The 12993-nt window shown below is 74.3% G+C and carries 12 protein-coding genes; 8 read left to right on the top strand and 4 right to left on the bottom strand.

Features of this window, described 5'->3' with window-relative positions:
• Window positions 1–58 precede the first annotated feature (58 nt).
• Window positions 59–1246, bottom strand: a complete 1188-nt coding sequence (locus L6241_RS14325) for an aromatic amino acid transaminase (protein ID WP_368246815.1) — start codon at window positions 1244–1246, stop codon at window positions 59–61.
• 86 nt (window positions 1247–1332) lie between these two features.
• Between L6241_RS14325 and L6241_RS14320 the strand changes: the two genes are divergently transcribed.
• A complete protein-coding gene (locus L6241_RS14320) occupies window positions 1333–2145 on the top strand; it encodes an alpha/beta fold hydrolase (RefSeq protein ID WP_368246814.1) in 813 nt (270 codons plus the stop codon).
• A gap of 31 nt (window positions 2146–2176) precedes the next feature.
• Here the strand turns inward: L6241_RS14320 and L6241_RS14315 are convergent, their stop codons facing one another.
• The 3 genes from L6241_RS14315 to L6241_RS14305 are packed head-to-tail and all read right to left on the bottom strand — an operon-like array spanning window position 2177 to window position 5709.
• Window positions 2177–4939 carry a multicopper oxidase domain-containing protein gene (locus tag L6241_RS14315; protein ID WP_368246813.1) on the bottom strand — a complete coding sequence of 921 codons (2763 nt, stop codon included), beginning with the start codon at window positions 4937–4939 and terminating at the stop codon, window positions 2177–2179.
• Window positions 4936–5391, bottom strand: coding sequence for a hemerythrin domain-containing protein (locus L6241_RS14310; RefSeq protein ID WP_368246812.1), 456 nt, complete (start codon window positions 5389–5391; stop codon window positions 4936–4938). The genes L6241_RS14315 and L6241_RS14310 overlap by 4 nt, the downstream gene beginning before the upstream one ends.
• A 21-nt stretch (window positions 5392–5412) precedes the next feature.
• On the bottom strand, window positions 5413–5709 hold the full coding sequence (locus L6241_RS14305) for a DUF2249 domain-containing protein (protein WP_068271660.1): 297 nt from the start codon (window positions 5707–5709) through the stop codon (window positions 5413–5415).
• A 61-nt stretch (window positions 5710–5770) separates the two neighbouring features.
• On the opposite strand from L6241_RS14305, the gene L6241_RS14300 reads away from it, so the two are divergent.
• The 7 genes from L6241_RS14300 (at window position 5771) to L6241_RS14270 (ending at window position 12985) form a co-directional block, all read left to right on the top strand.
• Window positions 5771–6445 (top strand): helix-turn-helix transcriptional regulator, encoded by a 675-nt coding sequence (locus L6241_RS14300; RefSeq protein ID WP_368246811.1) that lies wholly within the window; start codon window positions 5771–5773, stop codon window positions 6443–6445.
• An 82-nt stretch (window positions 6446–6527) separates the two neighbouring features.
• Window positions 6528–8144 (top strand): flavin-containing monooxygenase, encoded by a 1617-nt coding sequence (locus L6241_RS14295; RefSeq protein ID WP_368246810.1) that lies wholly within the window; start codon window positions 6528–6530, stop codon window positions 8142–8144.
• Window positions 8141–9019, top strand: coding sequence for an SDR family NAD(P)-dependent oxidoreductase (locus L6241_RS14290; protein ID WP_368246809.1), 879 nt, complete (start codon window positions 8141–8143; stop codon window positions 9017–9019). The genes L6241_RS14295 and L6241_RS14290 overlap by 4 nt, the downstream gene beginning before the upstream one ends.
• 176 nt (window positions 9020–9195) lie before the next feature.
• Window positions 9196–10197 (top strand): NAD(P)H-dependent flavin oxidoreductase, encoded by a 1002-nt coding sequence (locus tag L6241_RS14285; RefSeq protein WP_368246808.1) that lies wholly within the window; start codon window positions 9196–9198, stop codon window positions 10195–10197.
• A complete protein-coding gene (locus L6241_RS14280) occupies window positions 10194–11030 on the top strand; it encodes a fumarylacetoacetate hydrolase family protein (protein WP_368246807.1) in 837 nt (278 codons plus the stop codon). Before L6241_RS14285 ends, L6241_RS14280 begins: the two co-directional genes overlap by 4 nt.
• Window positions 11031–11089: 59 nt before the next feature.
• The gene (locus L6241_RS14275; RefSeq protein ID WP_368246806.1) at window positions 11090–11995 is read left to right on the top strand and encodes a crotonase/enoyl-CoA hydratase family protein; all 906 of its coding nucleotides are present in this window, start codon (window positions 11090–11092) and stop codon (window positions 11993–11995) included.
• A 150-nt stretch (window positions 11996–12145) separates the two neighbouring features.
• On the top strand, window positions 12146–12985 hold the full coding sequence (locus L6241_RS14270) for an aldo/keto reductase (protein ID WP_368246805.1): 840 nt from the start codon (window positions 12146–12148) through the stop codon (window positions 12983–12985).
• Window positions 12986–12993: the final 8 nt, after the last annotated feature.

Below are 12993 nucleotides of genomic sequence, written 5' to 3'. Positions count from 1 at the left end.
ACGAAGGGGGCGGACCCGCCACGGCGGGTCCGCCCCCTTCGTCATGCCCGGCGAGAGGTCACCAGACGGCGGCGACCGCCTCGATCACCGTCGGCAGGTTGCGCTCGTCGAGCGCAGCGACGCAGATGCGGCCGGAGTCGAGCCCGTAGACGCCATGCTCCTCGCGCAGCGCGCGCATCTGCTCGGCGCTCAGGCCCGTGTAGGAGAACATGCCGTTCTGCACGACGAAGTGCTCGACGTCGGCGCCCGGGATCGCCGCGGCGAGCCCGTCGCGCAGACGGGTGCGCATCGCCCGGATCCGTTCGCGCATGGAGCCGAGCTCGTCCTCCCAGGTCTGGCGCAGCTCGGCGTCCCCGAGCACGGTGCTCACGACGAGCGCGCCGTGGCTGGGCGGGTTCGAGTACGTCGTGCGGATGATGACCTTGAGCTGGCTCTGCACCCGGGCGGCCTCGTCGGCGTCGGCGCACACGACGCTCAGCGCGCCGACCCGCTCGCCGTAGAGGCTGAAGGACTTCGAGAAGGACGTGGCGACGAGCATCGCGACGCCGGTGCGCGCGAAGAGGCGCACGGCCGCGCCGTCCTCCTCGATGCCGTGCGCGAAGCCCTGGTAGGCCATGTCGAGCAGCGGCACGAGCCCGCGCTCGACGACGACGTCGCGCACCTGCTCCCACTGCTGCGGGGTGAGGTCGTAGCCCGTGGGGTTGTGGCAGCAGGCGTGCAGCACGACGACGGTGCCGGCCTCGGCGGCGCGCAGCGCGTCGAGCATGCCGTCGACGTCGACCGAGCGGGTCTGCGCGTCGTAGTACGGGTAGCTGTCGACGGTGAGCCCGGCGCGGGTGAAGATCGCGCGGTGGTTCTCCCAGCTCGGGTCCGAGATGAGGACGCGGGCGTCAGGGGTGGTCTGGTGGACGAGGTCGGCGGCGATCTTCAGCCCGCCGGTGCCGCCCACGCCCTGGACGACGGCGACCCGCTCGTGCGCCAGCTCGTCGCCGAAGACGAGCCCGGCGACCGCGGAGCGGTAGGCCGGGAGGCCGTCGATCGGCAGGTAGGACCACGGGCGGGTGCCGTCGACGACGCGCTCGTCGGCGTGCTCGACGCAGCGCAGCAGGGGCACGCGGCCGTTCTCGTCGGTGTAGACCCCGACGCCGAGGTTGACCTTCGTCTCGCGCGGGTCGGCGAGGAAGGCCTCGGTGAGGCCGATGATCGGGTCACGGGGGGCCAGGGGGAGATCAGTCAGGAGGCTCACGGGACGATCCTGTCAGGGCCGCGCGGACCGTGGGGATGTCGTCCGGATCACGGCACGCCCGGCTACCGGTCGGTAACGTCTCGGTCATGGCCACCATCGAGCACACCCGGCTGCGCGGCGACGGCGAGCCCGTCGTCCTCGTCCACGGCATCGGTCACCGGCGCGAGGCCTGGGGGCGGCTGCCCGCGCTGCTGCACGCGGCAGGCCACGACGTCGTCGTCGTCGACCTGCCCGGCTTCGGGCGGTCCGGCCCGCCGAGCGCCCCGGACGGCTGGTCGATGACGAGCACCGCCGAGCAGGTCGAGAGGCTCGCCGCCGAGCTCGGTCTCGAGCGCCCGCACGTCGTCGGCAACTCGCTCGGCGGTCTCGTGGCCCTCGAGCTGGCCGGGCGCGGGTCGGTCCGCTCCGCCGTCGCGCTCGCCCCCGCGGGCTTCGCCTCTCGCCGCCATCTCGCCGTCGCCGCGTCGACCCTGCTCGCGCTCAAGGCCGGCTCCTACCTGCCGCAGCGGGTGCACCGGGCGGTGCACCGCTCGCCCCGGCTGCACGCGATCGCCTTCTGGCCGCTGTACACGCGCCCCGAGCACGTCGACCCCGAGGTCTCCCTCGGCGACACGCTCGCGCTGCGCACCGGGCGCGGCTTCTGGCCGCACCTGCTCGGGTCACGTCACCACCGCGTGCCCCGTGAGCTCGCCGTGCCGACGACCATCGCCTGGGGCGAGCGCGACCGCCTGCTCCTGCCCGCGCAGGCGCAGACCGCGCGCGAGCGGCTGCCGCAGGCCGAGCACGTCCTGCTCGCCGGGTGCGGGCACTGCCCCCAGGTCGACGACCCGGAGGCCGTGCTCGCCGTGGCGACCTCGACCTTCGCCCGGGCCGCCGACCCGGCCCCGTCGACGAGCTGACGCCCCCCTTCGCGCTGCCGTCGCGCCGGTCTCAGCGCCGGTCTGTGACCTCGAAGACCCCGTGCGCGCCCCGCTCGGCGTCGGCCATGACGTGGCTGACGAAGGGGTAGCGCCCGGCCTGGACGAAGCGCGTCTCGACGAAACCGCCCTGCGCCGGCAGCAGTCCTAGGGCCTGCGCTCCACCGGCACCCGCGTCGCGCCGGTCGAGCGTGGAGGTGCCCTCGAGCCACGTCGTGTCGAGCTGGCCGCCGACGACATGGAAGGAGGTCGGGCGGCTCGGTCCTGCGGCGAGCAGCCAGATGCGCACGCGCTCGCCGACCCGGGCCGGCAGCGGCTGCGCGTCGTACTGGAAGGCGGCGCCGTTGAAGGTCATCAGGCTCGGCCGGTCGTCCGCGGCGGCCTCTGCGTCGACCGGACGGACCCCGCCGGCGTCCGGAGCCCCGAGGTGCATCTCCGAGGCGACGAGGACGTAGCTGCGGTCGACCTCGGGCAGGTCCTCGGGCTCGATGACGACCGCGCCGTGCATGCCGGCCCCGATGTGGGTCGACATCGGCATCGTCGAGCAGTGGTACATCCACATCCCGGCCCGCGTCGCCGTGAAGGTGTAGGTGAGCCGCTCGCCGGGCGCGATGGTGCGCATCGGCCGGTCGGGGGCGAGCTCGCCGGCGTGCAGGTCCACCGAGTGCCCCATGGAGCCGTCGTTGACGAGGGTGATGACGAAGCGGTCGCCGACCCGCCCGTGGAGCACCGGCCCAGGACCGGTGCGGCCGGACCCGTCGTCGAAGGTCCACCGCGTCGCCCGGACCCCGGGCGCGACCTCCGCGGTCGTCTCGCGCACGGTGAGCGTCACGCGGTGCACCCGGTCGTCGTCGAGCGGCGGGAGGACGGCGTCGGCGGCCTCGAAGCCGTCGGACCAGCGCGCGGTCGGGTCGAGGGCGAAGGGGGACCCTTGCGAGCCGGCCGTGCCCGGACCGGCCGCTCCCGCGGCGCCGTCGTGGCCGGTGTGCCCGCCGCCGTCGGACCCCTGTGTGCCACCTGCGGGCTCGCCGCGGACCGCGACGGTGAAGGTCATCCCCATGAGCCGGTGCCCGGTGACCGAGCAGAAGCCCTCGCGGGTGCTGCCGACGACGCCGAGGTCGAGCGTCGAGCTCTCGCCCTCGCCGATGCGCTCGGAGCGGTGCTCGTCGTCGAAGACGAGGTCGTGCCGGGTCGAGGCGTCGGTGCTGCGCACGGTGATGACGACGCGGTCGCCGGGGTCGACGTCGACCCGGCTGGGCTCGAAGGTCATGTCTCCGGTGGCCGTGACCTCGATGTCGCGGGTGACGCCGGTCGGGGCCACCTGCTCGCTCGCGGCCGCCGGCACGTCCGCGCCGAGCACCGGGGCCGTCGCCGGGCCGGCCGCGACGGCGAGCGCGAGCGCAGCCAGCCCGGCGCCGAGCTGGTGCACCGGGACCGGTGCGTCGAGCACGGCGGCGACCTCCGCGCGGCCCTGGGAGGGCGAGGGCGGGGGCTCCCCCTTCGCCGTGCGCTCGGCGATCGCACGACGCTGCGCGATGCACGCCCGGATGGCCCGGAGGAGCAGCGGGACGAAGACGACCAGTGCGAGGAGCACGAGGACCGAGCACAGGACGCGCGCGCCGGAGGGCACGGGGAGCAGGCAGAGGGCGAGCCCGCCGTTGACGACGACGAGGCGCAGGACCCACCACCGGTCCATCTCGCGCATGCCCGCACGCACGACCGACGGGCCGCCGCCGATGACCGACGGCACGAGGTGGCTCAGCGCGCCGAGCAGCACCTGGAGCATGAAGCCGACGACGAAGACCGCCGCGACGGCGTCGTACCCGGTGGCGGCATCGGCCCAGGTGGGTGCGGTGGCCACCCGCCACGCGACGGCGAGGACCCCGGCGACGAGCCAGAGCAGCCCGGCGGCCACGGATGCCGGGGCGTGGTGGCGCGGCGGCCGAGCACGGGCCGGGCCGGCCATCGAGGACGCCGACCGGGCGAGGCCGGCGAGGTAGACGAGCAGCCCGACCGCGAGGAGCGGCCGGCTGCCGACCAGCGCGGCGGTGACGGCGAGGGCCAGCCCGCCGACGAGGACCGGCAGGGCGGTGCGTGCCCGCCGCTCGGCGTCGGCGTCCATCGGGGCGCGCAGCATCGTCGGCCACAGCGTGACGACGGTCGCGACGACCGTGATCCCCAGCCAGCCGAGGACGTTGACGAGGGAGTGCGCGACGACGAGGCGCGCGTGCATCTCGTCGTCCGGCCCGCGGGCGAGCAGGGTGCCGAGGAGCGCCCCGACCGGCAGGCAGGCCGCGGCGGCGAGGTAGGAGCGCACCGTGACCCGGAAGCGGCCCGGCAGCGCGTGGCGCAGCCGTCGCCACAGGGCGACCGCGTGCCAGGCCACCGCCGCGACGACGAGGGTGGCGCCGACGACCGTCGCGGGCCACAGGCTCGTCGGCACGCCGACGAGCACGAGGACGGCCCCGGCGTGCAGCAGGAGCAGCCGCCGCCCCTGCGCGGCCCGGGGGTCGAGATCGGGCGCGGTCTTGAGCAGCGTCGTCGCGAAGTGGGTGCTCCACACCATGACCGAGTGGCTCATCGCGCCGAGCGCGACCATGTGCACCATGAGCCACGTCGACCCCGGGACGAAGGGGTGGACGAGCGCCGTCGCCGCGGCGAGGACGAGCCAGACGAGCCCGGGCCGGTCGCGCAGGCCCCACGTGCCACGTGTCGGGCGGCCGGGGGCGCCAGGCGACGCCGAGGGGCGGGCCGTCGTGCCCCCGGCGGTGCTCACCGGTGGGCCCGGTGACGCGGTGCGGGCGTGAGCGCGTCGACCCGCTCCCAGTCCTGCGCGGAGAGGCCGACGGCGGCGGCGGGGAGGAGGCCGTTCTCCTCCTTGTGGATGTGCTCGCGCAGGTCGGCGGAGAGGCGGTCGACGACCGAGTGGTCACCCGCGCGCAGCGCGTTCAGCTGTGCGTCCAGCTGCTCGTGCTCGGCGCACAGCCCCTCGACGTGGTCGGCGAAGGTCTCGTCCTCGCGCAGCACGGCGAAGAGGCCGACCTCCTCGTCCCGGGTGTGCGGGTCGAGCAGGCCGCGGACGAGGTCGACGAGCGCGACGACCTGCTCCCGGGGGACGCCGTCGTGCACAGCCCGCCGCAGCAGCCCGGCCGTGTTGATGACCTCGACGTGCTCGGCGGTGAAGCGCCCGACGACCTCGAAGGTCTCGCACCCGCAGTACGTGCACATGGCGTCTGCCTCCTCGTGCGGTCAGGCCCGCGTGAGGCGCAGGGTCCAGACCTCGGGGCCGCGCTCCAGGTAGGTGACCGACCAGGTGCCCGGCTCGCGGGCGTCGACCTGCGCGAGGAGGGGCACCGGGTCGTGGTGCGCGACGAGGTCGATCGAGCCGCCCGACGGGATCGCGCCGAGCGCGCCGATGACGGCGGCGTGCCGGACGGCGTGGGGGATCGACCGCACGTCGAGCGCGGGCACCCCCTCGTCCGTGCAGCCGCAGGCGCACTCGTGCTGGGCGGCTGCCAGGGGCAGGGTGCGGGTCGGCTCGGTCATGGGTCCTCCTGCGTCGTGGGCAGGGGTAGACCCTCCGCCCGATATTTAAGACGGTGTCTTCGTGAAAAATACTCCTCCGCTCGGACCGGCGCCAGCTCGGGGTGCGCCGGGGGAGTCCGGGCTCACGACGGCGCAGCGCCGCACCCTCCTCGCGCTCCAGGAGGCCGGCGGCCCGCGCTCGGTCGTGGAGGTCGCCGCGGCCACGGGAGTGCACCCGAACACCGTGCGCGCGCACCTCGAGGCGCTCGTCGCGTCCGGCCACGTCGAGCGAGCCCGGCGCCATGCGGGTGGCCGTGGGCGGCCCAGCGCCGTCTACGTCGCCGAGCCCTCCGACCACTCGGTGCGCGAGTACCGCGCGCTCGCGACGGCCTTCGTCGAGCAGCTCGCGTCCGGCCCGGGGACGGGGGAGCGGCTGCGCGACATCTCGCACGCGGTGGGTCGTGCGTGGAGCGAGCGCCGCGACGTCGAGCCGGTCGAGGGCGGCGACGCGCGCCCGTCGGTGGTCGGCGCGCTGCGTGGGCTGGGCTTCGCGCCCGACGACACCGACCCCGACCACGTGCGGCTGCGCACGTGCCCCCTGCTCGACGTGGCCCAGGTCCACCCCGACGTCGTGTGCCAGGTCCATCTCGGGCTCGTCGACGGGCTCCTGCGTCGTGCCGGTGACGACGCGACGCAGGCCGGGCTCGCCCCCTTCGCCGAGCCGGGGGCCTGCGTCCTGAACCTCGAGCGGCCCTGACCGGGCTCCCGGCTGCCGGGGCCGGCGATCTGCCGGGCGGTGATCGGCGGCAGCGCCCAGGTCGGTGGGGCAGAGTGGTCCCATGAGTGTTACTCGTGAGTACGACCAGGCTGCTGCCGCGGTGCGGCGCGGCCCGGCCGACCTGCCCGACGAGCTCGACGTCCTCGTCGTCGGTGCCGGCATCTCCGGCATCGGGGCCGCCTACCGCCTGCTCGAGCGCGACCCCGACCTCGACCTCGCCGTCCTCGAGGCGCGCGACAGCAGCGGCGGCACGTGGGACCTCTTCCGCTACCCGGGCGTGCGCTCGGACTCCGACATGTACTCGCTGTCCTTCCCCTTCCGCCCGTGGGACCGGGAGCAGTCGATCGCCGACGGCGCCTCGATCCTCGAGTACCTGCGCGAGACCGCCGCCGACAGCGGCATCGCCGAGCGGACCTACCTCGGGTGCTCGGTCGTCGCCGCCAGCTGGTCGAGCCAGGCGCAGCGGTGGTCCGTCGAGGTCGAGGGAGCCGATGGGTCGGCCCGCGTGGTGCGGGCCCGGTACGTGCACCTGGGGTCGGGCTACTACGACTACGACAGCCCGCACGACCCGGGCTTCGTCGGGGTCGAGGACTTCGGCGGCGAGGTCGTGCACCCGCAGCACTGGCCGCAGGACCTCGACCTCGCCGGGCGGCGCGTCGTCGTCATCGGTTCGGGGGCGACCGCGGTCTCGCTCGTCCCCGCAGCGGCGCAGACGGCCGCGTCGGTGACGATGCTGCAGCGCACCCCGAGCTACGTCATCGCCGTCCCGGCGAGCGACCGGCTCGTCGAGCGCCTGCGCCGCGTGCTGCCCCCCGGTCCGGTGCAGCAGGTGGCCCGCACGAAGAACGTCCTCGTCCAGCGCTTCCTCTACGTCCTGTCCCGGGTGCGCCCCTCGGCGGCGCGGGGGATCGTGCTCGGCGCGCTGCGGCGGGTGCTGCCCCAGGAGGTCGTCGACGAGCACTTCACCCCGCCGTACGACGTGTGGGACCAGCGGCTGTGCGCCGTGCGCGACGGCGACCTCTTCACCGCGATCCGTTCCGGCTCGGTCGAGGTCGTCACCGGGCACGTCGACCGCTTCGAGCACGGCGGGATCCGTCTGCAGGACGGGCGGCTCGTCGAGGCCGACGTCGTCGTCACCGCGACCGGCCTGCGGCTCAAGGCGCTCGGCGGCATCCGCCTCACGGTGGACGACCGCGCGGTCGACATCGGGCGCACCTTCGCCTACCGCGGGCTCATGCTCAGCGGGGTGCCGAACATGTCGATGACCGTCGGCTACGTCAACGCGTCGTGGACGCTGCGCGCCGACCTCGTGTCGGGCTTCGTCGCCCGGCTCGTGCACCACATGCGCGAGCACGGCATCGGCGCCGCCGTGCCCGTCGCGCCCGAGGGGATGACCCCCGCCCCGATCCTCGACCTCACCTCCGGGTACGTGCAGCGCGCCGTCGGCGCCTTCCCGAAGGTGGGCGACCGTGACCCCTGGACGATGGAGCAGAGCTACATGAAGGACCGCCGCGCGTTCCGCGCCGCCGACGTCACCCAGGACATGCACCTCGTGCCGCTCGGCGCGGTGGGCGTGCACCTGCCCACCGGGGCTGCCGCCCCGGCGACCGTCGACCTCCCGGGGTCGTCGAGCAACACCGACGACTCGGTCGGCGACCTCGTCGAGGTGAGGGCATGAGCCGCCCGGCCCTCCGGCGCCCCTCCCGGCCCCCGCTCGACGTCGCCGGTGCGACCGCCGTCGTCACCGGGGCTGCCGGCGGGATGGGCGAGCACATCGCACGGGGTCTCGGCCGTCGCGGGGCGCACCTGGCGCTCGTCGACCGCGACGCCGACGGGCTCGAGCGGGTCGCCGGGCTCGTCGGTGACGAGTCGCCCGGGGTGAGGGTGAGCACCTACGTCGCCGACCTCTCCGACCGCGACGCGGTGACCCCGCTCGCCGCGCGCCTGCGCGATGCGCACCCCGACGTGCGGGTGCTCGTCAACAACGCCGGCGTCGCCCTCGGCGGGCGTTTCGTGCAGACGAGCGAGGCCGACTTCGACTGGCTGCTCGAGGTCAACCTCCACACCCCGATCCGGCTCACCCGGGCGCTGCTGCCGCTGATGATCGAGAACGGTCAGGGCCAGGTCGTCGGCCTGTCGAGCCTCTTCGGTCTCGTCGGCCCGGCCGGCCAGACCGCGTACTCGACGAGCAAGTTCGGGCTGCGGGGCTTCAACGAGTCGCTCGCCAGCGAGCTCGACGCCGAGGACCAGCCCGTCGGTGTCACCTCGGTGCACCCGGGCGGCATCGCGACGAACATCGCCCGCAACGCGCGCACCGCGTCGGGTGTCGACCCCGACGAGGCGGCCCGCGGGCGGCGGGCCTTCGACAAGGCGCTGCGCTACCCGGCGGACAAGGCCGCCGAGGAGATCGTCGAGGCGCTCGTCGCGCGCCGCCGGCGCCTGCTCGTCGGCAACGACGCCCGGGCCCTCGACGCGCTCGCCCGGGTCGCCCCGTCCGGCTACTGGTCGGTGATGCAGCGCGGCCTCGAGCTCGCCGCCCGCCGCTCCCGCTGACCCCGCACCCCGCCCCCCCTCGCCGAGGTATGGCAATCGGTCGGATCTCACGGCGGATCCCGCCCGATCTCCATACCTCGGCGAAGGGGGGAGGCGTGGGGCGAGGGGGGAGGCGGGCGGTGTGACACATGCCGCGCGACTGGTGCATCTCGGCCGATCTCGGAGAGAGTGAGCCCATGACCCTCCCCGCACAGCTGCAGGGCCGGCTCCGCCTGCCGGTCGTCGCCTCGCCGATGTTCCTCGCCTCCGGGCCCGAGCTAGTCATCGGCACGTGCCGAGCCGGGGTGCTCGGCACCTTCCCGGCGCTCAACCAGCGCACGACCGCAGGCTTCGACGAGTGGCTGGGCGAGATCGAGGAGGGGCTCGCCGCCCCCGCGGCGCCGGACGCCCCCGAGCCCGCCCCCTTCGGCGTCAACCTCATCGTCCACCGGACGAACGCGCGCATCGAGGCCGATCTCGAGCGGATCGTCGAGCACGAGGTGCCCCTCGTCATCACCAGCCTCGGCGCCGTCCAGGAGGTCGTCGACGCGGTCCACTCCTACGGCGGGCTCGTCTTCCACGACGTGACCGGTGCGGTGCACGCCCAGAAGGCCGCCGACGCGGGCGTCGACGGGATCATCCTCGTGAGCGCCGGTGCCGGCGGTCACGCGGGCGGGATCAACCCCTTCGCCCTCATCGCCGACGTGCGCCGCGTGTGGGACGGCACGCTGCTCCTCGCCGGGGCCCTGTCGAGCGGTCAGGACGTCCTCGCCGCGCAGGCGGCCGGCGCCGATCTCGCGTACATGGGCACGCGCTTCCTCGCGACGCAGGAGGCGACCGTCGCCGAGGAGTACAAGGCGATGATCACCGACCACACCGCGCAGCAGATCGTCTACACGCCCTCGATCTCCTCGATCCCGGCGAACTTCCTGCGCGGCAGCATCGAGGCCGCGGGGCTCGACCCCGAGCACCTCGCCTCGCCCGAGCGGGTCGACCTGCACCACGTGACCAACCCGCACGACGAGCACGCGAAGGAGAGCAAGGCCTGGCGCGACATCTGGTCCGCCGGCCAGGGCGTCGCCGGCATCGAGGACGTCCTGCCCGTCGCCGAGCTCGTCGACCAGCTCGCCCGTGAGTACGACGAGGCGACGCAGCGGCTCCTCGCCGCGCTGCCCACCAGGGAGGGCGCACCGGCATGAGGCTCGCGACGATCCGCACGGCGGGTGGCACGCGCGCCGTGCGCCGTGAGGGGGACACCCTCGTCGAGACCGGTCACGCCGACGTCGGCGCGTTGCTCGCGGACCCGGGCTGGCGCACGGCGGCCCTCGCGGACGGCCCGACCCACCCGGTCGACCGGGCCGACTTCGCCACGCTCGTCACGGCCCCGAGCAAGGTCGTGTGCGTCGGTCTGAACTACACGAACCACATCGTCGAGATGGGGCACGACCTGCCGACCCACCCGACGCTCTTCGCGAAGTTCGCCGACGCGCTCGTCGGCGCGCACGACGACATCCCGCTCCCGCCCGAGACCGAGGCGCTCGACTGGGAGGTCGAGCTCGGCGTGGTCGTCGGGCAGCGCGTGCGCCGGGCGAAGGGGGAGAGCGCCGAGGCGGCGATCGCGGGCTTCACCGTCGTCGACGACATCAGCTGCCGCGACTGGCAGATGCGCACCGGCGAGTGGCTCCAGGGCAAGACGTGGGACTCCTCGACACCGGTCGGGCCCTACCTCGTCACCCCTGACGAGCTGCCCGGCGGGGTGCGCCCCGAGCTCGAGGTCTCGCTCCACGTCGACGGCGTCCTGCGTCAGCGCGACAGCACCGCAGACCTGCTCTTCGACCCCGTCGCGCTCGTCGAGCACATCTCGACGGTCGTGCGCCTCAACCCCGGTGACATCATCGCGACGGGGACCCCGGGCGGGGTCGGCCACGGCATGACGCCACCGACCTACCTCGCGCAGGGCCAGGTCGTCGTCGCCGAGGTCGAGGGCATCGGCGCCCTGACCAACCGCGTCGTCGCCGACCCGACCGCCTGACCAGCCCGCAGCACCACCCATCAGCCCGAGGCCACGGCCCGGGGCGCGAGAGGACGACGATGACCGAGCGCACGTACGAGACCCTCACCTACGAGGTGGACGACGAGGGGATCGCGACGATCACCCTGAGCCGGCCGGAGGCGATGAACGCCTTCACCGTCCAGATGCACGAGGAGCTCGTCGACGTCTTCGGGCACGTGAGCGGTGACGACGACGCGAAGGTGGTCATCGTCACCGGGGCCGGGCGGGCCTTCTGCGCGGGCATGGACCTCTCGCGCGAGGGCAACGTCTTCGGCATCGACGAGGAGCAGGTCGTCACGCCGGCCGACATCCAGGAGCGCCCCGACGACCCCGAGCTCGTCGACGGCATCCGCGACACCGGCGGCAAGGTTTCGCTCGCGATCTTCCGCTGCACCAAGCCGGTCATCGCGGCGATCAACGGCGCGGCGGTCGGCATCGGCGCGACGATGCCGTGCGCGATGGACTTCCGGCTCGCGTCGAGCAGCGCGCGGATCGGCTTCGTCTTCGGCCGGCTCGGCATCGTGCCCGAGGCCGCGAGCAGCTGGTTCCTCCCGCGCGTCGTGGGCCTGGAGTCGGCGCTCGAGCTCTTCTACACCGCCGAGATCCGCACGGCGCAGGAGATGCACGACATCGGCTACCTGCGCTCGGTGCACGAGCCCGACGAGCTCATGCCGGCCGCGCGCGAGCTCGCCCGACGTCTCGTCGCCGGCCGCTCCCCGGTGAGCACCGCGCTCATGCGCTGGATGGTCTACCGGGGCTCCGCCGCCACCCACCCCTTCGACGCCCACGCCGTGGAGTCGATCGCGATGCAGCAGACCTCGATGGGCGACGGCAAGGAGGGTGTCGCGGCCTTCCTCGCCAAGCGCGAGCCCGACTTCACCGCCCGCGCCTCGCAGATGCCGGACTTCGTGCCGTGGGACAGCCGCGACGAGATCGTCCCCTGACCTCTCTGGGCGGTGGTCTCGAGGCTCCTGCGTCGCACCTCGACCAGCGAGCGTCTCGACCAGCGAGGCCTTCGCCGGTCGAGGTGCGAAGGCCCTCCGGGGCCTGAGCCTCGCGACCACCGCCGGGGTGGCGCGGGTAGCGTGCGAGACATGAGCGTCGCACCCACCCGCACCCTGTCGACCGACCCCGGCACCGAGGTCCCCGTCATCGGCTTCGGCACCTACCCGCTGCGCGGCAGCGAGGGTGTCGCGGCGATCGCCTCGGCCCTCGAGGTCGGCTACCGCTTCGTCGACACGGCGGTCAACTACCGCAACGAGCGCGAGGTCGCCGAGGCCGTGAAGGCCAGCAGCATCGCCCGCGAGGACGTCTGGCTGCAGACGAAGGTCCCCGGCCGCGACCACACCGGCGCGCGCCGCTGCGTCGAGACCTCCCTGCAGGTCATGGACCTCGACTACCTCGACAGCGTCGTCATCCACTGGCCCAACCCCTCGCGCGACGAGTACCTCACCGCGTGGGAGCAGCTCGTCGAGGCCCGCGAGGCCGGCCTCGTGCGTCACATCGGCGTCAGCAACTTCACCGCCGCCCACCTCGACCGTGTCGTCGAGGCCACGGGTGTCACCCCCTTCGCCAACCAGGTCGAGCTGCACCCCTACTTCCCGCAGGAGCAGATGCGCGCGGTCGACGCCGAGCGCGGCATCCTCACCCAGTCGTGGTCGCCGATCGCCCGCGGCGGAGACCTCTTCGAGGAGCAGGCGGTCGTCGCGGCCGCCGAGGCGCACGACCTCACCCCCGGCCAGGTCGTCCTCGCGTGGCACGTCGCCCTCGGCGCGATGCCCCTGCCGAAGTCTGCCGACGCCCAGCGCCAGCGCGACAACCTCGCGGCCGCCTCCGTGCAGCTCGGCGAGGACGAGGTCGCTGCGATCACCGCCCTCGGACGCGCCGACGGACGTCTCTTCGACGCAGACCCCGACCACCACGAGGAGCTGTGACTAGCCTG

It is taken from the genome of Janibacter sp. Y6, from assembly GCF_040900765.1.
Lineage (GTDB): Bacteria > Actinomycetota > Actinomycetes > Actinomycetales > Dermatophilaceae > Marihabitans > Marihabitans melonis.
Note: the sequence above shows the minus strand (reverse complement) of the source record. Positions and strands in the feature narration are given on the sequence as shown.

What these genes read in the sequence shown, in the direction of transcription:
- L6241_RS14320 (WP_368246814.1), top strand. Translation starts at nt 1,333, where the DNA reads ATGGCCACCATCGAGCACACCCGGCTGCGCGGCGACGGCGAGCCCGTC.
- L6241_RS14305 (WP_068271660.1), bottom strand. Translation starts at nt 5,709, where the DNA reads ATGACCGAGCCGACCCGCACCCTGCCCCTGGCAGCCGCCCAGCACGAG.
- L6241_RS14285 (WP_368246808.1), top strand. Translation starts at nt 9,196, where the DNA reads ATGACCCTCCCCGCACAGCTGCAGGGCCGGCTCCGCCTGCCGGTCGTC.
- L6241_RS14290 (WP_368246809.1), top strand. Translation starts at nt 8,141, where the DNA reads ATGAGCCGCCCGGCCCTCCGGCGCCCCTCCCGGCCCCCGCTCGACGTC.
- L6241_RS14280 (WP_368246807.1), top strand. Translation starts at nt 10,194, where the DNA reads ATGAGGCTCGCGACGATCCGCACGGCGGGTGGCACGCGCGCCGTGCGC.
- L6241_RS14310 (WP_368246812.1), bottom strand. Translation starts at nt 5,391, where the DNA reads ATGTGCACGTACTGCGGGTGCGAGACCTTCGAGGTCGTCGGGCGCTTC.
- L6241_RS14295 (WP_368246810.1), top strand. Translation starts at nt 6,528, where the DNA reads ATGAGTGTTACTCGTGAGTACGACCAGGCTGCTGCCGCGGTGCGGCGC.
- L6241_RS14270 (WP_368246805.1), top strand. Translation starts at nt 12,146, where the DNA reads ATGAGCGTCGCACCCACCCGCACCCTGTCGACCGACCCCGGCACCGAG.
- L6241_RS14275 (WP_368246806.1), top strand. Translation starts at nt 11,090, where the DNA reads ATGACCGAGCGCACGTACGAGACCCTCACCTACGAGGTGGACGACGAG.